This window comes from Pseudomonas sp. JUb42 (genome assembly GCF_024807945.1).
Classification (GTDB): domain Bacteria; phylum Pseudomonadota; class Gammaproteobacteria; order Pseudomonadales; family Pseudomonadaceae; genus Aquipseudomonas.
This window is the reverse complement of the sequence record NZ_JANUFD010000011.1, coordinates 126,411-150,809: the sequence shown is the minus strand read 5'-3', so window position 1 is coordinate 150,809 and position 24,399 is coordinate 126,411. Positions and strand designations below refer to the sequence as shown.

Sequence of the window (24,399 nt, the reverse complement as noted above, 5' to 3'; positions counted from 1 at the left end):
GCCGAAACCAGCTACCAACCCAGCCCCGGCTTTACCGCTTTTAGCGATCTATCTCATTCCTGCCGAACCAAAGCCAGATCTTCAACAATCGCCTGGGCCATTTCGTTCAGGTAAACCGCCGCCCAAGGCACATGTTGCCCGCCATCGCCCATGGCCGAATCGGCCATCAGTTGGCTGGCAATGTGTTGCAGGTTGGCGCTGTGTTCGAGGGCGTGCCTGACGTCGATACCGGGATTGACGCGCAGCAGCGGGGTGGCGTCAGGGCCGCATTGCGCGAAGGTGGTGATGCCGAGGGTTTTATGTTGATTTGTTGGATTGTCCATTTTGAGTAGTCCGCTCTGTGGAATAGACCATCACCGCCTGCCGCCAAGCAGGTTAGGGTGACGGATTGCACAAGGTTGGCGGACCGGCAGAACGAACCCGGCACTTGCGAACAAGTCCCTGCGCAACCCGCCATAAATCGACAACTCAGGCACGAAAAAGCTGCCTGCGATGAGGAAAACAACGAATTGCGCGTTCTGATCGGGCCGCCAAGCCCGTCTCCGCATCCATTACGAATGCAGATAGGGCGGCAGGGTAGCGGGACTTTGGTGGGCAGGCAAATGTAACGCGGTCTCCCGGCAAACACTGGAGCAATGTGGGACCGGCTTCAGCCGGGAAGGCGGTGTCTCAATCAAGAAGATGTAGCGGATGTACCGGCCTCTTCCCGGCTAAAGCCGGTCCCACAGATCTCATTGCACTTCAGATTTGCGAAGGCTCAATACTTCCACGTCACAGAAGCCATCACATTGCGTGGCGCGCCATAGTTGGTCGACCCCGCCGCCTGATACAGCGACAGCAGGTATTTCTGGTCGGTGACGTTGTTCATGTTCAGCGACGTGCTCCAGTGTTCGTCGAAGTCGTAGCTGGCCATCAGGTCGACCAGGGCATAGGCGTCCTGGCGGATACGGCTGTTGCTGTCGACTTCGGTCTCGCTTTGCCATTGCACACGGGTGCCGATCTTGGCCTGGGGCAGGGCGGGCAGGCGGTAGGTCAGGCTGCCGCGTACGGTATGGGTGGGGATGTACTGGCGCGCCTTGTCGCCGTGGTTATCGTTGATATCGACAAAGGTGTAGCCGCCGGCCACTTCAAGGCCCGGCAAGGCTTCGCCGGAGGCTTCCAGTTCGATGCCCTGGCTCTTGTAGTCCACGCCCTGATAAACGTACTGGCCATTGACGATCTGGCCGGTGAGTTCGGCGACGTTCTCCTGTTTGGTCTTGAACACTGCGGCGGTGACGTTCAGGCGCTTGTCGAGCAGGCTGCCTTTTACCCCGGCTTCCATGCTGGTGCCTTCCAGCGGCAGGATCAGGCCGCCGCCGACGCTGCGCAGGTATTGCGGCTTGAAGATTTCGGTCCAGCTGGCGTACAGGCTCCACTCCGGTGTCAGGTCATAGACCACGCCTGTGTAGGGCGTGACCTTGCCATGCACCCGGGTGTAGTGGGACGAGCCATAGCCCGCGCCTTCGCCGTCGGCGCTGAGCATGCGCGCACCGGCGATCCAGTGCAGGTCGTCGAGCAGGCTGAAACGCGCACCGGCGAACAGGCTCTTCTGGCGGTCGGTGAACAGTTGGGTGTTGAGCTCGTCGGTGTAGTTCATCGCCGGTTCAACGACCCGCCCGGCCAGCACGTCGGCGAGGCTGACGATCTGGTTGCCGGAGGCATCCTTGTAATGCCCGCGTTCGTCGTGGTGGGTGCGGCCGTAGTTGGCGCCCACAGTCAGTTCGTGTTCGCGACCGAGCAGGCTGAAGGGCCCGGACAATTGCGCCTCGCCGGTCAATGAATGCTCAGTGCTGGTGGTGCGGTTGATATAGGCGTAGGCGGTGTCGGCCGTCGCGGGGATGGCGTAGAGCATTTTGGTATCAGAATGCTGGTTGGTCCCGGTCAGGGTGATCTTGCTTGCCCAGCCATTGTCGAAGGCGTGGGTCAGCTCGGCGAAAGCGCGCTGGGTATGGATATTCCAATAGGTCCAGGGCTGGCCGACGCTGGAGCTGCGGCTGCTGTAGTGAATGCGGTTGCCCGCGTAGTCGGCGATGGGCAGGGCACCCCAGGTGCTGCCGTTGGAATAGCTGTCCTGCTGGGAGTAGCCCACGGTCAGAGTGTCGGCGTCGGACAGGTCGAAGGCCAGCAGCCCTGCGACTACGTTGACTTCGTGGCTGTACTGATCAAGGTAGGAATTGCCCTTGTCGTGGGAGGTGATGAAGCGCCCGCGTATGTTGCCGCTGTCGGTCAGCGGGCCGGAGACGTCCAGTGCCAGACGGCGGCTATCCCAGGAACCGATGCTGCTATCGACCCGTGCCTGGAAGGTATCGGTAGGCCGTTTGCGCACCAGGTTGACCGTCGCCGAGGGATCACCGGCGCCGCTCATCAAACCGTTGGCGCCGTGCAGCACGTCGATCTGCTCGAACTCGGTCATGTCCTGATCGCCCATCAACACGCCGCCGGAAAAGGGCATGCCCATGCCATCGAACTCGACGTTCTCGACCTTGAAACCACGGGACGTGAAGGCGGTGCGGTCGCTTTCGAACTGCTCGACCGTGACTGATGGCGCGTTGCGCAGGGCGTCTTTGACGCTATTGAGCTTGAAGTCGTCGATCTGCTCGCGGGTGATGGTGGTGATGGCTTGCGGGGTGTCTTTGTTGCTCAGGCCCATGCGCGTGGTGCTTGAGGCTGGCTTGCCCTTGTAGCCACGCACCTCGCCGCTGTCGTCCGACACCGCTTCATTGTTGCGGGCGGTGACCTGGGTTTCTTCAAGCTGCACGGAACCGTTCGCGGTCTTCAACGGCACCAGATAGACGGTGACGGCGTCGGTGCGGGCGAAGCTGTAGCCGCTGCCTTGCAGCAGCATCGCCAGGGCGTCCTGTGCCGAATACAGCCCGACCACGGCATGGCTGCGCAGACCCGCATCGAGGTTGCCGTCGAGCAGCACGTTCTGCCCGGATTGCTGACTGAATTGCAGCAGGGCCTGACGCAACTGCTGCGCCGGAATATTCAGCGACAGCTTTTCGACGGCTACACCACTGGCCTGGTCCGGCGCGCCATAAGCCTGAACGGCCCCCGTCAGCAAGGTGCAGGCGAGGGCTGCGCTAAGGGCGCTGCGCCGCCATTGAGTGTCGAGTGTGCGCCCGGGTTTGGTGTGCTTGGCCATTCAGGTGGTTCCCTATGAGACTGCTTAAAGCATGCGAATAGATATCAGTCACGTTAAGACGCATGAGTGATCGGGATACCTGATGGCGATTTGAAATATTTGGCGGGCGTATGACTGATTGGAGCGAAAAATCTCACAGCTGACTGAAATGGTGCGTATATGAGCGCCAATGTGTGGGAGCGAATTCATTCGCGAAAGCAGTGTTTCAGACCAAAAAATGTGTCGGATGTACCGGCCTGTTCGCGAATGAATTCGCTCCCACAGAATTTGCTCACACCTCGTCTGGTTGAAGATCAGGCGGGATAAATCAAGGTCACGAGCTCGGTGTACTTCGTCGTACGCACCGACAAGGCTTTGGCCAGCACATCGAGCATCTGATCCGGCCGGTTCAGGTTGAGGATCAAACTGACCCGCCGCGCCGCCAGTTGCTTGTCCGGGATAAATATTTTCCCTTCGCGCCAGCGTTGCAGTTCATTGACAACCGTCAGCAGCGGTTTGTCGAAGAACACCAGCCGGCCGTTGCGCCAGGCCAGCACCTGATCCAGATCGGCATGCTGAATGGCTTCGCTCTGTGCGGCGCCGAAACGCAGGGACAGGCCTTCTTCGACGTCCGTCTGCTGATTGGGGGTGATCACTCGTACGGTCTTGCGGCTTACTGCCAGCATCGCCGTCGCACCTTCGCAGGATAGGCAGAACTCACCCTCGCGAGTCGCCACCTTGCCCGCTTCGGTACTGACTGTCAGTTCATTGTCAGCCCCCGGCGCGACGCTGAAAAACACCTCGCCCTGCAGCAGTTGCAAGGCGCGCTTGTTCGACGAGAAGTCCATATTCAGCGCGGTATTGCCCGCCAGTTCGACGCTTGAGCCGTCCGGCAGACGCACCGTACGCCGCTCGCCCACGGCGGTGCGCACGTCGGCAAAGGGTGAGCCGATGCCCTTGAACCACAAGGTCGTCGCCCCTGCCGTCACCGCCGCTGCACTGGCGGCAATCCCCAGACCGACAAAGCGTCTGCGCGACAGTTGCACGCGAACCACCGGCGCACGCGGGCGCAGCAGCGTGGCCGAAGCCGACCAGAGATTTTCCAGCTCGGCATAGGCCTGGGCGTGGCGAGGGTCGGCAGCGATCCACGCCGCTAATTGCTCGCGCTCGGCCTGAGTTGGCTCGCCGCCATTGACCAGGGCAAACCAGGCACTGGCCTGATGGCTGATATCGTCGGGCGAGGAGGAGGGATTCATAGGCTGATCAGTTCAACGTCGTACAGGAAGCGGGCGTTCATTTGGACATACCCTGCTTCAATAAATCCAGCGCCCTGACCATGCGGCTGTAGGCGGTCTTCGGCGAAATCCCCAGACGCTCGCCAATGTCCGCGTAAGTCAGACCCTCGACCCGCACCAGCAGAAACACCTCGCGGCAACTCTCGGGCATGTTCTGGATTACCTCGTTCAGCGCCGCCAACTGCTGATTGGCAATGGCCGCCTGCTCCAGGGTGGGGGTCTGCTGCTCGAGATTGCTCACTTCTTCCTGATCCAGGGACTCGCCTTTGCGATGCCCTTGGCGGCGGGTGTGATCGATAAACAGATTGCGCGCGGCGGAGAACAGATAGGCGCGAAAATTTTCTATGCGCGTACGACCCATCTGCTCGGACAGGCGAATGAAGGTGTCCTGCGTCAGGTCGGCAGCCGTCTCTTTGCAGCGCAAACGACGGTCCAGGTAATCCTGAATTTCCGCGCGATGGGCGAGATAGAGCGCCTTGAGGTCTGAACCGGACATACAGCCACCTTAGCTGGCCTGGGAGCGAGGGCGGCAAAATAGCATAAATGAGAATTGTTTGTATCTTTGGTGGGGCGGTTTTCAGCTATCAACTTTGTTCGTATAGGCCTCGAAGAACCAATCCGGAATGTCTTCCGTCCGATAGTCGAGCTGAGTGCCGCTTGTTATCTCAGCGAGCAGAACAGAGCTGTCACCCGAGTTATCAAAAATATAGGCTCGGTCGCTGGCGGCAATCGCCTCAGGCAATAAACCCAATGATTTTACGTACCGCTCTCGTACTTTCTGGGGGGCTACAGGATGTCCTCCTCCCTGAACGCGGATGTTCACACGGTCCAGGTTGATGTCAGGATCCTCCGTTGAAACAAAGTACAGGTAGGTACGGTATCCTGCGGCGCGTGCGTCACGCATGAATTCGACTTTGCTTGGGTGAGACATTACCGTTTCAAAGGTAAAGCTTGCTCCGCCATTAAGCAGATATTGGCGGATGAAGTCGGCGATGACTGACGCAAAATACGAGTTTACTTTGACTGCCCGATAGTCAACTTTTCCGTCGACCAGGTCGAGGTGTGTGACCTGTTCGATCAAGCCTTTTTTGATCAATAGATAGTGTTCGGCGTGAAAAGCCAGGAGTTCTGGTAATGCGGGATTGAGGCCAAAAGCAGATAAGTCGACGAACCCGGTAATTTTCGCTTCTTTTTCGAGTTCGTCAGCGTTTACATAAGTCTTGATCAGCGCGGGTGACAAGGTTTCTTTAATGGTGCTCTTGCCTGATCCGTTGGGGCCGGCGAAAACCCGCAGTCTAGGCACCTGCCTGTCCCGCCTCGACTCGACGGACGGTGATCACTTCTCCGACCTTGACCCTGTGACGTGGCTTGGCTTTGGCTACGACGGTTTTGTTGCCGTCTTGAGAGATACGAACCAGATTGCCAGCGTCGATGCACAGAACCCCTTGCGGGTTTGCTGCCAGCGCCCTGACGTGGGCGACATGGGTTGCTGTCGAGGCCAGGCCGGGTACCTGACTTTCCAGAATGTCCAGCTCACTGTCGGAAACTGTGTTTGGTTGTACATTCATTGAGACTCTCCGGGCGTAGATGCGGTGCTGCGCTTGCAGGTGAGATAATAACGCCGATGAGAGGCTTACAAAAGCTACATGGTTACCGCACGCACGTTGCCGGACTTGCTGCAGATGCTGGCACCCTGCGTGCTGAAAGTGGAGCGAGGACGCTACTGCTCATCAACAGTTGAGTCCAGCGTTGACGCGGGATCGCCTGCATTTCCCTTTGTTGTAGATTTATCCAACCCTGACTCCGACGCCAGCGGCTCATTACTCCCCGGTAGCGACTCAGTGTCTCCGCCTTTCTTATGCCCCAGATCCCCCTGGGCATCGGGGTAAAGCCCATCTTCGGTGTCGCCGGTTCTGGCTGCCGGGCCCTGATAAGCGCTTTGCGGTTCGTTGTCTTGCTTGGCCATGACGGCTCTCCCGTTGCTGGCGCGGCACATCCGCACATGGCATTGAGAGATAGTCGGCACCGAGGAGTGCCAGCCAGCGGACGAACGGCGACCCGCAAGTGCACCAATAACAGCTGTATTTCACGCAGGCGCCGCCAAACAGGGGCATTAATTTCTTCAGGTTCGTAAGCTTGAACGATTCAGTAACACTTCAGGTGATGGCATTGTGCTTGCAAGTCTCCTCACAACCATCAGGAGAGACATGAATGTTGCTAATGCGCGCACGGAAACGCCGGCTTCAAGACGATGACGCTCTGAATCTGCTTTGTGACGACCTTGATCTGACAGTGCAGCTGTCCGGGCAACAGCCGTTCAATAACCGCCTGAACGGGTTTACCAAGACTCTGCATGAACGATTGGCCGAAAGCCTTGCAGCGTCCGTGTCCATTGCCTCTCACGCGCCGGAACTGGCGCGCATCGCCACGGAAACCGAAGCCAGCGGCCAAACCCTGGCCCAAGCGTCGGAGCTGATCGCCAGTGCCAGTGAACAGGTCAGCACTTCTCTGGATTCTGAACTGGTGCCCGGTGCCGTGCAGGTTGCCAAACTGGCCACCGAGGTCAGCGCCACGCTACGGCAATGCCAGCAGACCGGCAGCGAGGTACTGAGCCAGGTAGAGGCCATCGGCGCCAGCGAACTGAAACTTGAAGAGGTCATCGGCCAGTTATTCGGCCAACTGGAAGAGGTCAGCCAGGTCCTCGGTGTGATCGCCAGTATTTCTCAACAGACCAATTTGCTCGCCCTCAACGCTGCCATCGAAGCCGCGCGGGCAGGGGAGCATGGTCGCGGCTTCGCCGTGGTCGCCGACGAAGTCCGCCGCTTGGCCGGGCACACTACTGAATCGACTTCACGGGTCAGTCAGATCATCGAGCGCTTCCGCTCCGACATGGACCAACTCGGTGCCGCCGGGCAGAAAATGCACCTGGCCGTTGCCGATGGGCGCGAAGGCATGACCCGAATGGGCCAGGACCTCAACAGCACGCAAGTGGCCATGGAAGAACTGGACAAGCGCGTCGGCGGCATCGCCTCCGGCACTGAACACATCGGCATTGCCGTGCACGCGATCAATCGCGACGTGCAGAATATCGCCAGCGTCTCCGCCGATCTCTTGGGCAAGGCCGGACAAGTCCTGACCCACAGCGCCGCCGTGCGCGCCAGTGGCGATCACCTGTTGGCAGGTCTTGGCGGGTTCCGTCTGCAGGTCCATAAAGACGTACAAGCCAGCGTCGAACGTCTGGCCATGGAAGCCGCCCTGCATGGCGACATCGCCAATGCCGAACGCTTCATGCGCGAAACTCTACAACGGGATAACCGTTTTGAACTGTTGTACCTGGTGGGCAGCGATGGCGTGCAGATCAGCGAAAACGTCTTCGCTGAAGCCGACCACGCCGGTGAAAGCTGCCGCGGGCGCAACTGGTCGCAACGGCCGTGGTTCAGGACGGTGGCGGAGCAGTTGAGCAGCTACATCACCCCGGTTTATCGCTCTTCGGCGACGGATCACTTCTGTTTGACGATTTCGGTGCCGGTGTTTGCCGCCAACGGGCAGTTGCAGCGGGTGCTGGCGGCGGATGTGCGGTTGTCGGTGTTGATTCAGGGGGATTCATAAAGCCTGCATCGGCGCTAACCCCAGGCCATTGTCCAGGTCTTGAACTCATGCGCCTGCCCAGGAGTGTTCAGGGTAGTGATCCAGGCTATTTCATCTTCTGGGCTCTGATAGTCAGAGACTGAGAACACAAAGATTGCGCCCTCGAACACTGAAGAGGCGATGGCCTTCAAGGCCTCGACACATTGCTCGAAGACCTGGTTGCGATGCTGGACGAAGTCTTCGTCGCCGACCGAGTCGGCCAGGCGCCACAACAGGCGCGACAGGTCATTGAAGTGCTCGCCACCGAAAGCTTCGTGGCTCCATTCGGCAGGCGACCACTTGAAGTATTGCCAATCCTCAGGGTTTTCCGCTTGCGTGCGCTTCAAGTGGTCTGCGGTATTGAAGGCCGGTACCAATGTTCGTGCATCGCCGTCCGAGTAAAGGGCAAAGCCACAGACCTCGGCATCGGGATAGTCGTTGCGAAATTGCGCAATGGCTTTGCCGCAGGCTGCTTGAATATCTCTTTGGACGTGTTCGCTGATCAGGAGCGACATGGCGCATCCCCCGAATAGGCATTCAATTCGCTGACGACAGCCGCGACCAGCGCCTCTAGCGACGCAAAGACCTCGACATCATCGATACTGGGGCAGCCTGCGTCCAGCAAGTAGAAGTGCATCATCGATGCTCGATCAAGCAGTATCAGCCGTCCTCCGGAGTCATCGCCAATTAACAGGTGATCCGGAAAGTAATCAGCGATTTCATAAGTTTGCTGACGCTCGACTAACTCGTCGGTCGAATAAATCCTGATCAGATCTTCGATCATTGCGCCGTCGCTGACTTTCCAGAAGTTGCCGAGCCAGGAGGTTGGATGTATAGCCGACAGCCTGGCAATGGCATTGATCTGCTCAATGCTGGCAGGCGGGTTCTTCTCGGTCAGGTTCATATTCGTCCCGGTGAATCGCAGAGGCTCTATGCCTGCACGCGACTATCAAAAGGTTCGAAATCCCGCTCGGTAAACGCTTCGGTCAGGATATTGGAGCTGCACAGCCATTCGATGGCTTGCGCCAAACCGTTTCCAGCCACGAGCGCCGCCTCACTGTGGCGCGGCAACACGTAAATTCGCTCCGGGTCATCAGGGTGGATGATGAGCTCGTCGCCATCATAGGTGTCGCCAATGATGACGCATTGCAAAGCCTTTTCCTTGGGCATCAGTTCCTTGTCGTCATCCCAGAACCAGTACTGGTTGATACGAGCCAGCCACTGAGCCTGACTGTTTTCGCCGTGCATGATCTGATGAGGCGGATAGATCCGCACGTACACACCGCCGAGAATCCCCTCGCCAAACTGGGTGACGTATTCGCGGTAACCGCTCGGAAACCGAGTGCCCAAAGCCACTTGCGCCTGATCGACCTCTGCCGCTGTCGACAGCACGAGCGGGCCGCCTTTGACTGTGATGTTTTCAAACATTGCGCAGGTCCTTTATGCCGAAGCATTTCAGAGCGCTTTTCAACACGATGGTTCATTGCTGGCGAAGGGGGCGGCGGCCAATGAGGCGTGCGCCTTCGACGTTGATTTATCGGGACGCCAGTGGGGAGACGGCTATACATGGCTTCACGAATCATGTCGGTTGAAGATGATTCATGCAGGCACAAAAAAACCGCCGGAAGTGGCGGTTTTATTGGGTTTCCGGTACATGCTGGTGCATGTGGAAACATTTGAGTGGTGCCCCGAGGGAGAATCGAACTCCCACTTCTTTCGAAAACGGATTTTGAATCCGCCGCGTCTACCAATTCCGCCATCAGGGCTCAATGGCGGCGAAGTATAGAGAGGGTCCGACCGTCGGTCAACCTTGATTCGTGAGGGTTTTTTACTAATTCCGTCAAACCGGCTAAACTCCCCGGCCCTGCGAGACGAACCCCATCATGCGCGTTGCTGACTTTACCTTCGATCTTCCCGATGCCCTGATCGCCCGCCATCCCCTGGCTGAGCGTCGTGGCAGCCGCCTGTTGACCCTGGATGGGCCGACGGGGGCGCTGGCTCACCGTCAATTCACTGATTTGCTGGAGCATGTGCGCCCCGGCGATTTGATGGTGTTCAACAATACCCGGGTGATTCCGGCGCGGTTGTTCGGGCAAAAGGCGTCCGGCGGCAAGCTGGAGATCCTTGTCGAGCGGGTGCTGGACACCCATCGCGTGCTGGCCCATGTGCGCTCGAGCAAGTCGCCCAAGCCGGGCTCGTCGATTCTGATCGACGGCGGTGGCGAGGCCGAGATGGTCGCGCGCCATGACACCCTGTTCGAGCTGCGTTTTGCCGAGCCGGTGTTGCCGCTGCTTGAACGGGTCGGGCATATGCCGTTGCCTCCTTATATAGACCGGCCCGACGAGAGCGCCGATCGCGAGCGTTATCAGACCGTGTACGCCCAGCGTGCCGGTGCGGTGGCGGCGCCGACGGCGGGGCTGCATTTCGATCAGGCGCTGTTGGATGCGATTGCCGCCAAGGGCGTCGAGAGCGCTTTTGTCACCTTGCATGTCGGCGCGGGCACGTTCCAGCCGGTGCGGGTCGAGCGTCTGGAAGATCACCATATGCACAGTGAGTGGCTGGAGGTCGGCCAGGACGTGGTCGACGCCGTGGCCGCGTGCCGTGCCCGGGGTGGGCGAGTGATTGCCGTGGGCACCACCAGTGTGCGTTCCCTGGAGAGTGCGGCCCGTGATGGCACCTTGAAGCCGTTCAGTGGCGACACCGATATCTTTATTTTCCCTGGGCGGCCGTTCCATGTGGTCGATGCCCTGGTGACCAATTTCCATCTGCCTGAATCCACATTGCTGATGCTGGTTTCGGCGTTCGCCGGTTATCCCGAGACCATGGCTGCCTATGCGGCGGCGGTCGAACACGGTTACCGCTTCTTCAGTTACGGTGATGCGATGTTCATCACCCGCAATCCTGCGCCGACCGCTCCGAAGTCGTCGGACCCAGAGGATCTCGCATGAGTCGTATGTCTTTCGAGTTGTTGGCCACTGACGGCAAGGCCCGTCGCGGCCGCCTGACCTTTCCCCGTGGCGTGGTCGAGACCCCGGCGTTCATGCCGGTGGGCACCTATGGCACGGTCAAGGGCATGCTGCCGCGGGATATCGAGGCCATTGGCGCGCAGATCATACTTGGTAACACTTTTCACCTGTGGTTGCGTCCCGGCACTGAAGTGATCAAGGCCCACGGCGACCTGCACGATTTCATGAAGTGGCAGGGGCCGATTCTGACCGACTCCGGCGGTTTCCAGGTGTTCAGCCTGGGTGCCATGCGCAAGATCAAGGAAGAGGGCGTGACCTTCGCCTCACCGGTGGACGGCTCCAAGGTGTTCATGGGCCCGGAAGAGTCGATGCAGGTGCAGCGTGACCTGGGTTCGGACATCGTCATGATCTTCGACGAATGCACGCCGTACCCGGCCGATGAAGACGTGGCGCGGGTGTCCATGGAGCTGTCGCTGCGTTGGGCCAAGCGCTCGAAGATCGCCCATGGCGACAATACCGCGGCGCTGTTCGGCATCGTTCAGGGCGGTATGCACGAGAGTCTGCGCATGCGTTCGCTGGAAGGCCTGGACCAGATCGGCTTCGACGGCCTGGCCATCGGCGGCCTGTCGGTGGGTGAGCCCAAGCACGAGATGATCAAGGTGCTGGACTACCTGCCTGGGCAGATGCCAGCCGACAAGCCGCGCTACCTGATGGGCGTGGGCAAGCCGGAAGACCTGGTCGAGGGTGTGCGCCGTGGCGTCGATATGTTCGACTGCGTGATGCCGACCCGCAACGCGCGCAACGGTCACTTGTTCATCGAGACCGGCGTGCTGAAAATCCGTAACGCGTTCCATCGCCATGATGATTCGCCGCTGGACCCGACCTGCGATTGCTACACCTGCCAGAACTTCTCCCGCGCTTATCTGCATCATTTGGACAAGTGCGGCGAAATGCTGGGGAGTATGCTCAATACGATCCACAATTTGCGGCATTACCAGGTGCTTATGGCTGGTTTGCGCGAGGCTATTCAACAGGGTACATTGGCCGCCTTTGTTGATGCCTTCTATGCCAAGCGCGGGCTTCCCGTGCCACCAATGGCTTGATACAACACGGTATTTCGCTTCTTATTTAATATGTGCAATTGGAGTGCTACATGAGCTTTTTCATCTCTTCCGCTTTTGCGGATGCTGCTGCACCGGCTGCCGGTCCTGCGGCTTCGGGCTTTGAGTGGATCTTCCTGGTCGGCTTCCTGGTTATCTTCTACCTGATGATCTGGCGTCCACAGGCCAAGCGCGCCAAGGAGCAGAAGAACCTGCTCGGCAACCTGCAGAAAGGCGACGAAGTGGTCACCACCGGCGGTATCGCGGGCAAGATCACCAAAGTGACCGACGATTTCGTGGTCATTGAAGTGTCTGACACCGTTGAACTGAAAATCCAGAAGGGCGCCATTGCTGCCACCCTGCCAAAGGGCACCCTGAAAGCGATCTGATTTGCAGTTTTTTTACCAATCGACGGGGCGCGCAAGGCGCCCCGCGTTATAAGCGGGCGGCGTGATGCTGAACAAATATCCTCTGTGGAAATACGTCCTGATCCTGGCGGTGCTGGTGGTCGGCTTCATTTATTCCGCACCCAACCTCTATCCTGATGATCCGGCGATCCAGATCAGCGGTGCGAGCACGGCGTTGCACGTCACTCAGGCTGATGTGGACCGTGCCAGCAAGGCGCTGACCGATGCGGGCATTACCGTCAAGGGTGCGACCCTGGCCGATACCGGCAAGGGCGGCCTGTTGCGTCTGAACAAGCAGGCAGATCAACTGCCGGCCAAGGACGTCGTGCGCAAGGCCCTGGGCGACGACTATGTCGTGGCGCTCAACCTGGCCCAGACCACGCCGAACTGGTTGCGTCACCTGGGTGCAAGCCCGATGAAACTGGGTCTGGACTTGTCCGGCGGTGTGCACTTCCTGCTGGAAGTCGACATGGACAAAGCCATCGACGCCCGCCTGAAAGTCTATGAAGGCGAAGTCAAAAGCCTGCTGCGCAAGGAAAAAGTGCGCTATCGCAGCCTGCCGCCGATTGCCAACGGCATTCAGCTGGGCTTCAACGATGACACCGAACGTGAACAGGCCCGTGGCCTGATCCGTAAGAATTCCACCGATTTCGATGTAGTCCCGGCCGACCTGAACGGTATCCCGGTACTGCGCCTGGCCATGACCCAGGCCAAGATCGCCGAAATTCGCGAATATTCGATCAAGCAGAACCTGACTACCGTACGTAACCGGGTCAACGAACTGGGTGTTGCCGAGCCGCTGGTACAGCGTCAGGGCGCCAATCGTATCGTCGTCGAGTTGCCGGGCGTGCAGGACACGGCCGAAGCCAAGCGTATTCTCGGCAAGACGGCCAACCTCGAGTTCCGTCTGGGCGCAGCGCCTGATGATTCGAAAGCCACTACTGAGATGTTCGAGTTCCGCGAAGGCGGTCGCCCAGCGGCGCCGGTCGAGCGTGGCCTGATCATCACGGGTGACCAGGTTACCGACGCCAAGGCTGGTTTCGACGAGCACGGCAACCCACAGGTGAATATCAAGCTTGATAATCACGGTGGCGATCTGATGAGCCGCGCAACCCGCAGCAACGTCGGGCGCAGCATGGCGGTGATCTTCATCGAGCAGAAGCCGGTCACCACCTACGTCAAACAGACGGTTGACGGCGTCGAGAAAGACGTACCGGTACAGACCTTCAAGGAAGAGAAGAAAATTATCAGCCTGGCGACCATCCAGTCGCCACTGGGCAGCCAGTTCCGGATTACCGGCCTGAACGGCCAGGGTGAGTCTTCGGAACTGGCACTGTTGCTGCGTGCCGGTGGTCTGGCCGCGCCGATGTACTTCGCTGAAGAGCGCACCATTGGTCCGAGCCTGGGTGCCGACAACATCACCAAGGGTATCGACGCTTCTCTGTGGGGCATGCTGTTCGTGTCGCTGTTCATCATCGCCATCTACCGCTTCTTCGGTGTGATCGCGACGGTGGCACTGGCCATCAACATGGTCCTGCTGCTGGCATTGATGTCTCTGCTGGGTGCGACACTGACCCTGCCGGGTATCGCCGGTATCGTCCTGACCATGGGTATGGCGGTGGACGCCAACGTGCTGATCTTCTCGCGGATACGTGAAGAGATCGCCAATGGCATGACCATCCAGCGTGCCATTAACGAAGGTTTCGGTCGTGCCTTTACGGCGATCCTCGATGCCAACCTGACGACGTTGCTGGTCGGCGGTATTCTCTTTGCGATGGGCACCGGCCCCGTCAAGGGTTTTGCCGTGACCATGTCGCTCGGGATCTTTACCTCGATGTTCACAGCCATCATGGTGACCCGCGCAATGGTCAACCTGATTTATGGCGGTCGTGACCTCAAGAAGTTGTGGATTTAAGGGGCTGCCATGAAAACTACCATCAACTTCATGGGCATTCGCAACCTTGCGTTTGCCTTCACCATGCTCCTCACGGCGATTGCCCTGTTCAGCTGCTTCCACAAAGGCCTCAACTACGGCCTGGACTTCACCGGCGGTACGCTCATCGAGCTGACCTACGAGCGTCCGGCAGACCTTGCCAAGGTTCGTGAAGAGCTGTTCGGTGCCGGTTACAAGGAAGCTGTGGTTCAGAGCTTCGGCGCTACCACTGACCTGCTGGTTCGTATGCCGGGCGATGACCCGCAATTGGGTGCCCAGGTGGCCGATGCCCTGCGTAAAGCGCAGGCGGACAACCCGGTAACCGTCAAGCGCGTCGAATTCGTCGGTCCACAGGTCGGTGAAGAGCTGCGCGACCAGGGCGGTATCGGCATGCTGCTGGCGCTGGGCGGCGTACTGGTTTACCTGGCGTTCCGCTTCCAGTGGAAGTTCGCGGTCGGTGCCATTGTTTCGCTGATCCACGACGTGATCGTGACCGTGGGCATCCTGTCGTTTTTCCAGATCACCTTCGACCTGACGGTGCTCGCGGCGGTACTGGCAATCATTGGTTACTCGCTCAACGACACAATCGTAGTATTCGACCGGGTTCGCGAGAACTTCCGTCTGCTGCGCAAGGCGTCGCTGATCGAGAACATCAACATCTCCACCACCCAGACCCTGCTGCGTACCATGGCCACGTCTATCTCGACGCTGCTGGCCATTGTTGCCCTGTGGATCTTCGGCGGCGACAGCCTGCACGGTTTCTCCGTCGCGCTGTTCATTGGTGTATTGGCGGGTACCTACTCGTCGATCTACATCGCCAACGTGGTGCTGATCTGGCTGAACCTGACCACTGAGGATCTGATTCCGCCAGTGGTAGCCGACAAGGTGGACGACCGTCCTTAACACTTGACGGTTATCTGTCTGTTAAAAAAGCGCGAGTGTGAACTCGCGCTTTTTTTTGTGCTCCAAGGCTAGGTAATGCGCAGAAATTTGCGCCTGAGATGGTCTGGAGGTTCACGTGAACAAGTCGTTGCTAGTTGGTGCTGTATTGGGTGCTGTCGGTGTCACCGCCGGTGGTGCTATTGCCGCCTATAGCCTCGTGAAAAGCGGCCCTGAATATGCGGATGTCGTCGCAGTGGAGCCCATCAAGGAACAAGTCAAAACCCCTCGCGAAGTGTGCAAGGACGTGGCGGTGACCCGTCGTGCACCGGTCAAGGACGAGCATCAGATTGTCGGCAGCGTGATCGGCGCGGTGGCCGGCGGCCTGCTGGGTAATCAGGTCGGCGGCGGTAACGGCAAGAAAATCGCCACAGTGGCCGGTGCGGTCGGTGGTGGTTATGCCGGTAATAAGGTGCAGGAAGGTATGCAGAATCGCGACACCTACACCACCACGCAAACCCGCTGCAACACGGTCAATGACATCAGCGACAAGGTCGTGGGTTATGACGTGAAGTACAAGTTGAATGACAAGTTCGGCCAGGTGCGCATGGATCGTGATCCGGGGAATCAGATTCCGGTGAACAAGGAAGGGCAGTTGATTCTGGGGCAGGCGGGTCAGCCTGCGCAGTAATGCCGGGTCTCTTGGTTGCATGGCATGGGAGTGAATGATGTGGGAGCGAATTCATTCGCGAAAGCTTCGGTACAGGCGAGACATTTTCATCGAGTGAATTGCCGTATTCGCGAATGAATTCGCTCCCACAATCGTTGTAAATCTGTGATTCAAGGCTCCAATTTACAGGCACAAAAAAACCGGCCTTGGCCGGTTTTTTTGTGGGCGCTATAAAATCAGCGCTTCAGCGATGCTGGCAGGTGCGGTGCGATGGCTGTCAGGACAGCCTTGAAGCACTTGGTGTTGCCCGCAACGATATGGCCTTTCTCGAGGAATTCGTGACCGCCGGTGAAGTCGCTGACCAGGCCGCCTGCTTCCTGAATCAGCAGGGCGCCTGCTGCCATGTCCCACTCGGACAGGCCCGACTCCCAGAATGCATCGAAACGACCGGCTGCCACGTAGGCCAGGTCCAGGCTCGCGGCGCCTGCGCGGCGGATGCCGGCGGTCTGGCCAACGAGGCTGCGGAACATGCCCAGGTAGTTTTCCAGGTTGTCCATCTGGTTGTCGCGGAACGGGAAGCCGGTACCCAGCAGGGCGCCTTCCAGGCTCTTGCGCGGGCTGACGCGCAGGCGGCGGCCGTTCAGTGCGGCGCCACGGCCACGGCTGGCGGTGAATTCTTCCTGGCGAACCGGGTCCAGGACCACGGCGTGTTCCAGGCGACCGCGGTATTTGCAGGCGATGCTGACCGCGAAGTGCGGGATACCACGGACGAAGTTGGTGGTGCCGTCCAGCGGGTCGATGATCCACAGGTAATCCGCGCCTTCGCCGCTGCCCGCGTGCAGGCCGCTTTCTTCGCCGAGGATGCCATGGGTAGGGTAAGCCTTGCGCAGAGCGGTGATGATGCTCTGTTCAGCTGCGCGATCGACTTCGGTTACATAGTCTTTAGCGTCTTTTTCGTCGACCTTGATGGTATCCAGGCGCTCGATGGAGCGGAAGATCAATTCGCTGGCGCTGCGGGCGGCGCGCAGCGCGATATTCAGCATGGGCTGCATGGACGTTTCACCTGAGGTTGTTAAAGAGAGCCGGGCATTCTATTGATTGCGGCAGAATATTTCCAGCGTTGCGTTGTCGTTACAGCCTATGAGCGTCGTGTGAAATGACCGACGGCCATGCAGGCGTTCATGGCGTTACGCAGGGTGGTTCTGTAAGATTTGCCCCCCATGATCCACATATAGAGCGCCTTGCCTTGTTGCAGAACATTCGTGTTGTCCTGGTCGGAACCAGTCACCCCGGCAATATCGGTGGGGCTGCGCGCGCCATGAAAAACATGGGGCTGTCGCGCCTGGTGCTGGTCGACCCCAAGGTATTCCCGTCGCCGGAAGCGTCAGCGCGGGCCTCGGGTGCCGACGATATTCTTCAGCACACGCAAGTGGTCGCCACCCTCGAAGAGGCACTGACCGGTTGCACGCTGGTGCTGGGCACCAGTGCCCGTGACCGCAGCCTGCCATGGCCTTTGCTCGATCCCCGTGAGTCCGGTGTATTGGTCGCCGAGCAGGCGGGGCAGGGTGCCGAAGTGGCCCTGGTGTTTGGCCGTGAGCACGCCGGTCTGACCAATGACGAGCTGCAGCGATGTCATTATCACGTGCATATCCCGTCCGATCCGGCGTTCAGCTCCCTCAACCTGGCGGCTGCCGTGCAAGTCCTCAGTTATGAGGTGCGCATGTCCTGGCTGGCCGCCCAGGCCGAGGTGACCCCGGATCAAAGCAATGCAGTGACGCCAGTGCGTAACGCCGATCTGGCGACGATGGATGAAATGGAAGGGTTTTATGGGCACCTGGAGTCGACTCTGGTCGCCATCGGTTTCCTCGATCCTGAAAAGCCTCGTCACCTGATGGCGCGCCTGCGTCGACTCTACGGTCGCAGCGAAGTGGAAAAGTCGGAGCTGAGCATTCTGCGCGGCGTCCTGACCGAGACCCAGAAAGCTGCGCGTGGTGAACCTTACAAGCGCAAGGATCAATAATGTTCGAACGTCTGCGAGAAGATATCCAAAGTGTGTTTCACCGTGACCCTGCCGCGCGCAACGCCTTTGAAGTGCTGACCTGCTATCCGGGCATGCACGCCATCTGGCTGCATCGCCTCGGTCATATTCTGTGGCGCAACAACTGGAAGTGGCTGGCGCGGGTGGTGTCGAACTTCGGCCGCTGGCTGACGGGTATCGAGATCCATCCGGGAGCCAAGGTCGGTCGCCGCTTCTTCATCGACCACGGCATGGGCATTGTCATCGGTGAAACCGCCGAGATCGGCAATGATGTGACCCTCTATCAGGGTGTGACCCTGGGCGGCACCAGCTGGAACAAGGGCAAGCGCCATCCGACGCTGGAAGACGGTGTGGTAGTGGGCGCGGGCGCCAAGGTGCTGGGCCCGTTCACTGTAGGTGCCGGGGCCAAGATCGGCTCCAATGCGGTGGTCACCAAGGCAGTACCGGCGGGTGCCACGGCGGTGGGCATTCCGGGGCGGATCATCGTCAAGTCCGACGACGCCGTTGAAGCCAAGCGCAAGGCTATCGCTGAAAAGCTGGGCTTCGATGCCTACGGTGTCAGCGAAGACATGCCCGATCCGGTGGCGCGGGCCATTGGCCAGTTGCTTGATCACCTGCAGGCCGTCGATGGTCGGTTGGAGGGTATGTGCGGAGCCCTGACCAAGCTGGGCAGTGACTATTGCGCGGGGGAATTGCCCGAGTTGCGCGATGAAGTCTTCGATTGTGTAAAGGATGACACTGAAGCCAAAGGCGTCGAGGCCAAGGTCGGTTAGAGCAATGGCCGCAGCGCATGGGGCATGTCAATGTGCCCCATCGTTTGCTATGATACCGCCGCTCTTTTGCGCGCAATCCCGACTATTTTGCTTGGTCTTATAGTTGACTTAAATACTCGGGAATAGCATACTCGCTCCCATCCCGAACCCCCGTGGTACACGCCATGCGACTGACTACAAAAGGCCGATACGCTGTGACCGCCATGCTCGATCTGGCGTTGCACGCGCAGCACGGGCCAGTGTCCCTGGCCGATATTTCCGAGCGACAGGGGATTTCCTTGTCCTACCTCGAGCAACTGTTCGCCAAGCTGCGTCGCAGTAATCTGGTTTCCAGTGTCCGTGGTCCGGGTGGCGGCTACCAGCTGTCCCGCGACATGCGTGGCATCCAGGTGGCGCAGGTGGTCGATGCGGTCAATGAATCGGTCGATGCGACCCGTTGCCAGGGCCTTGGCGATTGCCATGCCGGCGACACCTGCCTGACCCACCACTTGTGGTGCGACCTCAGTGCACAGATTCACGAGTTTCTGAGCGGTATCAGTCTGGCCGACCTTGTCACTCGCCGTGAGGTACAAGAAGTCGCCCAGCGCCAGGACCAGCGCCGTTGCTCAAGCAAGGTGCCGCAACTGGATAAGATTGAAACGTCCGCCGTCGAATGAACGTAGATGAATGAGCGGTGCGCCTGCCTGATAGGAGAGATTCAATGAGATTGCCGATTTACCTCGATTACTCCGCGACGACTCCGGTTGATCCGCGTGTCGCCCAGAAGATGAGCGAATGCCTGCTGGTGGACGGAAACTTCGGTAACCCGGCCTCGCGCTCCCACGTTTTCGGCTGGAAAGCCGAAGAGTCAGTCGAGAACGCCCGCCGTCAGGTGGCTGATCTGGTCAACGCCGACCCTCGCGAAATCGTCTGGACCTCTGGTGCCACCGAGTCCGACAACCTGGCGATCAAGGGCGCAGCGCACTTCTACGCCAGTAAAGGCAAACACCTGATCACCTCCAAGATCGAGCACAAGGCTGTCCTGGACACCATGCGCCAACTGGAGCGTGAAGGCTTCGAAGTGACCTACCTGGATCCGGGCGAAGACGGCCTGATCACTCCATCCATGGTCGAAGCAGCCCTGCGTGAAGACACCATCCTGGTGTCGATCATGCACGTGAACAACGAAATCGGCACCGTCAACGACATCGCCGCCCTCGGTGAGCTGACTCGCTCCCGTGGCGTGCTGTTCCACGTCGACGCGGCCCAGTCCACCGGCAAAGTCGAGATTGACCTGAGCAAGCTCAAGGTCGACATGATGTCCTTCTCGGCCCACAAGACTTACGGCCCTAAAGGTATTGGCGCGCTGTACGTCAGCCGCAAGCCGCGTGTGCGCATCGAAGCGACCATGCACGGCGGCGGTCACGAGCGCGGCATGCGTTCCGGCACCCTGGCGACCCACCAGATCGTCGGCATGGGTGAAGCCTTCCGTATTGCCAAGGAAGAAATGGCCGCTGAAAACGTGCGCCTGAAAGCCTTGAGCGATCGCTTCTACAAGCAGGTCGAAAACCTGGAAGAGCTGTACATCAATGGCAGCATGACCGCCCGTGTACCGCACAACCTGAACCTGAGCTTCAACTACGTCGAAGGCGAGTCGCTGATCATGGCGCTCAAGGACCTGGCGGTGTCGTCCGGTTCGGCCTGCACCTCGGCGTCTCTTGAGCCTTCCTACGTCTTGCGCGCCCTTGGTCGTAATGACGAACTGGCCCATAGCTCGATACGCTTCACCTTCGGCCGCTTTACTACCGAAGAAGAGATCGATTATGCCGCGCAGAAAGTCTGCGAGGCCGTTACCAAGCTGCGCGCTCTGTCGCCGCTGTGGGATATGTACAAAGACGGTGTCGACATCTCCAAGATCGAGTGGGCGGCGCACTAATTCAAGCCGCCTACCGGACGGGTCATGACGGTCTTGCCAGATTGAACATGACCCGCAGAGCGGCACCCTGATGTGAGAGGAAACGAATCATGGCTTACAGCGAAAAGGTCATCGACCACTACGAGAACCCGCGCAACGTCGGCAAGATGGACGCGGAAGATCCAGACGTAGGCACCGGCATGGTCGGCGCTCCGGCGTGCGGCGACGTTATGCGCCTGCAGATCAAGGTCAACGAACAAGGCATCATCGAAGATGCCAAGTTCAAGACCTACGGCTGCGGTTCGGCTATCGCCTCCAGCTCCCTGGCGACCGAGTGGATGAAAGGCAAGACTCTGGATGAAGCAGAGACCATCAAGAACACTCAGCTGGCCGAAGAACTGGCTCTGCCGCCGGTGAAGATCCACTGCTCGGTACTCGCCGAAGACGCCATCAAGGCCGCCGTTCGCGACTACAAGCAGAAGAAAGGCCTGCTGTAAGCAGCCGCTTTTCCCCACGCTTGCGCTAAGTAAGGAGTTTCCATGTCTATCAGCATGACAGAAGCTGCCGCCAACCACGTACGTCGCTCCCTCGATGGGCGCGGCAAGGGTGACGGTATTCGTCTGGGTGTTCGCACCACGGGCTGTTCGGGTCTGGCCTATGTGCTCGAGTTCGTCGATGAGGCGGGCGGTGAAGACACCGTGTTCGAGATGTTCGGCGTCAAGATCATTATCGATCCGAAAAGCCTGGTCTACCTCGATGGCACCGAACTGGATTTCGTCAAGGAAGGGTTGAACGAAGGCTTCAAGTTCAACAACCCCAACTCGCGCGGTGAATGTGGCTGCGGCGAAAGCTTCAACGTCTGAGGCTGAACGTGGGTACTCCTTGTCATTTCGCCCTGTTCGAGCTCCAGCCCGGTTTCCGCCTGGACCTTGATCAGTTGGCCACCCGCTACCGCGAATTGGCGCGTAGCGTGCACCCCGACCGCTTTGCCGACGCTTCCGAGCGTGAGCAGCGTGTTGCGCTGGAGCGTTCCGCCAGCCTCAATGAAGCCTACCAGACCCTCAAGAGTGCGCCGAAACGGGCGCGTTACTTGTTGGCGATAGGGGGTAATGAGGTGCCGCTGGAAGTCACCGTGCAAGATCCCGAATTCCTCATGCAGCAGATGCAATGGCGTGAGGAGCTTGAGGAACTGCAGGATGATGCGGACCTGGCCGGCGTTGCCGTGTTCAAGCGGCGGTTGAAAGTGGCTCAGGAACAGTTGGGCGAAAGTTTTGCCGCCTGTTGGGATGATGCAGCACAACGCGACCAGGCCGAACGCCTGATGCGGCGCATGCAGTTCCTCGACAAGCTCTCTTACGAAGTGCGCCAGCTGGAAGAGCGCCTCGACGACTAACCCCGTGTCGCCCTTGGGCGGCGCGCCTGTGATGTTCAGACAAGCATGGCTCTACTGCAGATCGCCGAACCCGGCCAAAGTCCTCAACCCCACCAGCGCCGTTTGGCTGTCGGGATCGACCTGGGCACCACCAATTCGCTGGTCGCTGCGTTGCGCAGTGGTCTTTCCGAGCCACTGGCTGACGCTGAAGGCCAGGTCATCCTGCCGTCTGCCGTACGCTATCACGCCGATCGCGTCGAAGTCGGGCAGTCGGCCAAGGCTGCGGCGTCCATCGACCCGTTCAATACCGTGCTCTCGGTCAAGCGCCTGATGGGCCGCGGCCTGGCCGACGTCAAGCAATTGGGTGAGCAACTGCCTTACCGCTTTGTCGGCGGCGAGTCGCATATGCCCTTTATCGAGACCATCCAGGGGCCGAAAAGCCCGGTGGAAGTCTCGGCGGACATCCTCAAGGTCCTGCGTCAACGCGCTGAACAGACCCTGGGCGGCGAGCTGGTTGGCGCGGTGATCACCGTGCCTGCGTATTTCGACGACGCCCAGCGCCAGGCCACCAAGGACGCCGCGCGTCTGGCTGGCCTGAACGTGCTGCGCCTGCTCAACGAGCCGACTGCGGCTGCCGTGGCCTATGGCCTGGATCAGCATGCCCAGGGCGTCGTGGCTATCTATGACCTGGGCGGCGGTACTTTCGATATCTCGATCCTGCGCCTGACCGGCGGTGTGTTCGAAGTGCTGGCCACCGGTGGCGACAGTGCCTTGGGCGGCGACGATTTCGACCATGCCATCGCCAGCTGGATCGTCAGCTCGGCGGGTCTGTCCGCCGACATCGACCCTTCTGCCCAGCGCAGCCTGCTGCAGGTTGCCTGTGCGGCGAAAGAAGCCCTGACTGATGCAACGTCGGTTGAGGTTGCATACGGTGACTGGAAGGGCGAGCTGAGCCGTGAAGCGTTCAATGCGCTGATCGAATCGATGCTGGCTCGCAGCCTGAAAGCCTGCCGCCGTGCGGTGCGCGATGCCGGTATCGAAATCGAAGAAGTTGAAGCCGTGGTCATGGTGGGCGGTTCGACTCGTGTGCCGCGCGTGCGTGAAGCCGTGGGCGAATTGTTCGGTCGCAAGCCGTTGACCGAAATCGATCCGGATCAAGTGGTGGCCATCGGGGCTGCGATCCAGGCCGATACCCTCGCGGGCAACAAGCGCGATGGCGAAGAATTGTTGTTGCTGGACGTGATTCCGTTGTCCCTGGGGCTGGAAACCATGGGCGGCCTGATGGAGAAGGTGATTCCGCGCAATACCACCATCCCCGTCGCACGCGGCCAGGACTTTACGACCTACAAAGATGGCCAGACGGCCATGATGATCCATGTCCTGCAGGGTGAGCGCGAGCTGATCAGCGATTGCCGCTCCCTGGCGCGCTTCGAGCTGCGTGGCATTCCGGCGATGGTGGCCGGTGCCGCGAAGATCCGTGTGACCTTCCAGGTCGATGCCGATGGATTGCTCAACGTCTCGGCCCGTGAATTGGGTTCGGGTGTCGAATCGAGCATCCAGGTCAAGCCGTCCTACGGCCTGACCGACGGCGAAATCGCCCGCATGCTCAAGGATTCGTTCCAGTACGCCAGCGATGACAAGGTCGCCCGTGTCCTGCGCGAGCAGCAGGTGGACGCCGAGCGTCTGCTGGAAGCCGTGCAGGGTGCCCTTGAGGCCGACGGCGAGCGTCTGCTCGATGCCGAAGAGCGCATGGTCATCGAACTGCAGATGGATGAACTCCGTGAATTGATGCAAGGCACCGATGGCCCGGCCATCGAGCAACAGACCAAGCGTCTGTCGCAAGTGACCGACGCATTTGCAGCCCGCCGCCTGGATTCGACGGTCAAGGCCGCACTGGCAGGGCGCAATCTGAATGAAATCGAGGAATAACTGATGCCGCAGGTCATTTTTCTGCCACACGCCGAGCACTGCCCGGACGGTATGGTTGTCGAGGCCGAGGAAGGCAAGTCCATCCTCGAAGTGGCCCATGACAACCATATCGAGATCGAGAGCGCCTGCGGCGGTGTGTGCGCCTGCACCACTTGTCACTGCATCATCCGCGAGGGTTTTGACTCGCTGGAAGAGGCCGACGAGCTGGAAGAGGACTATCTTGATCGTGCGTGGGGTCTGGAAGCGCAGTCGCGCCTGGCGTGCCAGGCCAAGGTCGGCAGTGAAGACCTGACCGTCGAGATCCCGAAATATTCGCTCAACCATGCGGCCGAAGCGCCGCACTGATCGAGATG

At 59.5% G+C, this 24,399-nt stretch carries 27 protein-coding genes and 1 tRNA gene; 16 read left to right on the top strand and 12 right to left on the bottom strand.

Features of this window, described 5'->3' with window-relative positions; translation table 11 throughout:
* Positions 1 to 53: 53 nt before the first annotated feature.
* From M2401_RS21795 to M2401_RS21765, 7 genes are all read right to left on the bottom strand, one after another.
* Positions 54 to 323 carry a DUF3077 domain-containing protein gene (locus tag M2401_RS21795; RefSeq protein WP_259105909.1) on the bottom strand — a complete coding sequence of 90 codons (270 nt, stop codon included), beginning with the start codon at positions 321 to 323 and terminating at the stop codon, positions 54 to 56.
* Positions 324 to 757: 434 nt separating this feature from the next.
* On the bottom strand, positions 758 to 3,184 hold the full coding sequence (locus M2401_RS21790) for a TonB-dependent receptor (protein ID WP_259105908.1): 2,427 nt from the start codon (positions 3,182 to 3,184) through the stop codon (positions 758 to 760).
* A gap of 293 nt (positions 3,185 to 3,477) precedes the next feature.
* Positions 3,478 to 4,419 carry a FecR domain-containing protein gene (locus M2401_RS21785; RefSeq protein WP_259105907.1) on the bottom strand — a complete coding sequence of 314 codons (942 nt, stop codon included), beginning with the start codon at positions 4,417 to 4,419 and terminating at the stop codon, positions 3,478 to 3,480.
* A gap of 37 nt (positions 4,420 to 4,456) precedes the next feature.
* Positions 4,457 to 4,954 (bottom strand): RNA polymerase sigma factor, encoded by a 498-nt coding sequence (locus M2401_RS21780; protein WP_259105906.1) that lies wholly within the window; start codon positions 4,952 to 4,954, stop codon positions 4,457 to 4,459.
* A gap of 81 nt (positions 4,955 to 5,035) precedes the next feature.
* Positions 5,036 to 5,761: a zeta toxin family protein gene (locus tag M2401_RS21775; RefSeq protein ID WP_259105905.1), complete on the bottom strand. Its 726-nt coding sequence runs from the start codon at positions 5,759 to 5,761 to the stop codon at positions 5,036 to 5,038.
* Positions 5,754 to 6,026: a hypothetical protein gene (locus M2401_RS21770; RefSeq protein ID WP_259105904.1), complete on the bottom strand. Its 273-nt coding sequence runs from the start codon at positions 6,024 to 6,026 to the stop codon at positions 5,754 to 5,756. Before M2401_RS21770 ends, M2401_RS21775 begins: the two co-directional genes overlap by 8 nt.
* A gap of 152 nt (positions 6,027 to 6,178) precedes the next feature.
* Complete coding sequence (locus tag M2401_RS21765) at positions 6,179 to 6,424, bottom strand: hypothetical protein (protein WP_259105903.1); 246 nt, start codon at positions 6,422 to 6,424, stop codon at positions 6,179 to 6,181.
* 245 nt (positions 6,425 to 6,669) lie between these two features.
* Here M2401_RS21765 and M2401_RS21760 point away from each other — a divergent pair, with 245 nt between their 5' ends.
* A complete protein-coding gene (locus M2401_RS21760; protein WP_310504145.1) occupies positions 6,670 to 8,067 on the top strand; it encodes a methyl-accepting chemotaxis protein in 1,398 nt (465 codons plus the stop codon).
* Between the two features lie 14 nt (positions 8,068 to 8,081).
* Here M2401_RS21760 and M2401_RS21755 read toward each other — a convergent pair whose 3' ends face one another.
* The 4 genes from M2401_RS21755 to M2401_RS21740 form a co-directional block, all read right to left on the bottom strand.
* Complete coding sequence (locus M2401_RS21755; protein ID WP_259105902.1) at positions 8,082 to 8,600, bottom strand: DUF4303 domain-containing protein; 519 nt, start codon at positions 8,598 to 8,600, stop codon at positions 8,082 to 8,084.
* Positions 8,588 to 8,989 carry a hypothetical protein gene (locus M2401_RS21750; protein ID WP_259105901.1) on the bottom strand — a complete coding sequence of 134 codons (402 nt, stop codon included), beginning with the start codon at positions 8,987 to 8,989 and terminating at the stop codon, positions 8,588 to 8,590. Before M2401_RS21750 ends, M2401_RS21755 begins: the two co-directional genes overlap by 13 nt.
* 26 nt (positions 8,990 to 9,015) lie before the next feature.
* Positions 9,016 to 9,513: an SMI1/KNR4 family protein gene (locus M2401_RS21745; RefSeq protein WP_259105900.1), complete on the bottom strand. Its 498-nt coding sequence runs from the start codon at positions 9,511 to 9,513 to the stop codon at positions 9,016 to 9,018.
* 253 nt (positions 9,514 to 9,766) lie between these two features.
* Positions 9,767 to 9,851, bottom strand: a tRNA-Leu gene (locus M2401_RS21740).
* Between the two features lie 117 nt (positions 9,852 to 9,968).
* On the opposite strand from M2401_RS21740, the gene queA reads away from it, so the two are divergent.
* The 6 genes from queA to M2401_RS21710 all read left to right on the top strand — a co-directional run bounded on the left by queA (position 9,969) and on the right by M2401_RS21710 (position 16,061).
* Positions 9,969 to 11,033: a tRNA preQ1(34) S-adenosylmethionine ribosyltransferase-isomerase QueA gene (gene queA, locus M2401_RS21735; protein ID WP_259105899.1), complete on the top strand. Its 1,065-nt coding sequence runs from the start codon at positions 9,969 to 9,971 to the stop codon at positions 11,031 to 11,033.
* A gap of 5 nt (positions 11,034 to 11,038) precedes the next feature.
* Positions 11,039 to 12,154, top strand: coding sequence for a tRNA guanosine(34) transglycosylase Tgt (gene tgt, locus M2401_RS21730; protein WP_259106008.1), 1,116 nt, complete (start codon positions 11,039 to 11,041; stop codon positions 12,152 to 12,154).
* A 50-nt stretch (positions 12,155 to 12,204) separates the two neighbouring features.
* The gene (gene yajC, locus M2401_RS21725) at positions 12,205 to 12,540 is read left to right on the top strand and encodes a preprotein translocase subunit YajC (RefSeq protein ID WP_259105898.1); all 336 of its coding nucleotides are present in this window, start codon (positions 12,205 to 12,207) and stop codon (positions 12,538 to 12,540) included.
* 64 nt (positions 12,541 to 12,604) lie between these two features.
* On the top strand, positions 12,605 to 14,473 hold the full coding sequence (secD, locus tag M2401_RS21720; protein ID WP_259105897.1) for a protein translocase subunit SecD: 1,869 nt from the start codon (positions 12,605 to 12,607) through the stop codon (positions 14,471 to 14,473).
* 9 nt (positions 14,474 to 14,482) lie between these two features.
* A complete protein-coding gene (secF, locus tag M2401_RS21715; protein ID WP_259105896.1) occupies positions 14,483 to 15,394 on the top strand; it encodes a protein translocase subunit SecF in 912 nt (303 codons plus the stop codon).
* A gap of 115 nt (positions 15,395 to 15,509) precedes the next feature.
* A complete protein-coding gene (locus tag M2401_RS21710) occupies positions 15,510 to 16,061 on the top strand; it encodes a glycine zipper 2TM domain-containing protein (protein ID WP_259105895.1) in 552 nt (183 codons plus the stop codon).
* Positions 16,062 to 16,276: 215 nt separating this feature from the next.
* Here M2401_RS21710 and suhB read toward each other — a convergent pair whose 3' ends face one another.
* On the bottom strand, positions 16,277 to 17,092 hold the full coding sequence (suhB, locus tag M2401_RS21705) for an inositol-phosphate phosphatase (RefSeq protein ID WP_259105894.1): 816 nt from the start codon (positions 17,090 to 17,092) through the stop codon (positions 16,277 to 16,279).
* Positions 17,093 to 17,286: 194 nt separating this feature from the next.
* On the opposite strand from suhB, the gene trmJ reads away from it, so the two are divergent.
* The 9 genes from trmJ to fdx all read left to right on the top strand — a co-directional run bounded on the left by trmJ (position 17,287) and on the right by fdx (position 24,391).
* Positions 17,287 to 18,060, top strand: a complete 774-nt coding sequence (gene trmJ, locus M2401_RS21700; RefSeq protein ID WP_259105893.1) for a tRNA (cytosine(32)/uridine(32)-2'-O)-methyltransferase TrmJ — start codon at positions 17,287 to 17,289, stop codon at positions 18,058 to 18,060.
* Positions 18,060 to 18,851 carry a serine O-acetyltransferase gene (gene cysE, locus M2401_RS21695; RefSeq protein WP_259105892.1) on the top strand — a complete coding sequence of 264 codons (792 nt, stop codon included), beginning with the start codon at positions 18,060 to 18,062 and terminating at the stop codon, positions 18,849 to 18,851. The genes trmJ and cysE overlap by 1 nt, the downstream gene beginning before the upstream one ends.
* A 164-nt stretch (positions 18,852 to 19,015) precedes the next feature.
* Complete coding sequence (gene iscR, locus M2401_RS21690) at positions 19,016 to 19,507, top strand: Fe-S cluster assembly transcriptional regulator IscR (RefSeq protein ID WP_259105891.1); 492 nt, start codon at positions 19,016 to 19,018, stop codon at positions 19,505 to 19,507.
* 44 nt (positions 19,508 to 19,551) lie between these two features.
* Complete coding sequence (locus tag M2401_RS21685) at positions 19,552 to 20,766, top strand: IscS subfamily cysteine desulfurase (RefSeq protein WP_259105890.1); 1,215 nt, start codon at positions 19,552 to 19,554, stop codon at positions 20,764 to 20,766.
* A gap of 89 nt (positions 20,767 to 20,855) precedes the next feature.
* Positions 20,856 to 21,242: a Fe-S cluster assembly scaffold IscU gene (gene iscU, locus M2401_RS21680; RefSeq protein WP_259105889.1), complete on the top strand. Its 387-nt coding sequence runs from the start codon at positions 20,856 to 20,858 to the stop codon at positions 21,240 to 21,242.
* 42 nt (positions 21,243 to 21,284) lie between these two features.
* A complete protein-coding gene (gene iscA / locus M2401_RS21675) occupies positions 21,285 to 21,608 on the top strand; it encodes an iron-sulfur cluster assembly protein IscA (protein ID WP_259105888.1) in 324 nt (107 codons plus the stop codon).
* Between the two features lie 8 nt (positions 21,609 to 21,616).
* Positions 21,617 to 22,138, top strand: a complete 522-nt coding sequence (gene hscB / locus M2401_RS21670; protein ID WP_259105887.1) for a co-chaperone HscB — start codon at positions 21,617 to 21,619, stop codon at positions 22,136 to 22,138.
* Between the two features lie 45 nt (positions 22,139 to 22,183).
* A complete protein-coding gene (hscA, locus tag M2401_RS21665; protein WP_259105886.1) occupies positions 22,184 to 24,046 on the top strand; it encodes a Fe-S protein assembly chaperone HscA in 1,863 nt (620 codons plus the stop codon).
* A 3-nt stretch (positions 24,047 to 24,049) separates the two neighbouring features.
* On the top strand, positions 24,050 to 24,391 hold the full coding sequence (fdx, locus tag M2401_RS21660; protein WP_259105885.1) for an ISC system 2Fe-2S type ferredoxin: 342 nt from the start codon (positions 24,050 to 24,052) through the stop codon (positions 24,389 to 24,391).
* The last annotated feature ends 8 nt before the right edge of the window (positions 24,392 to 24,399 follow it).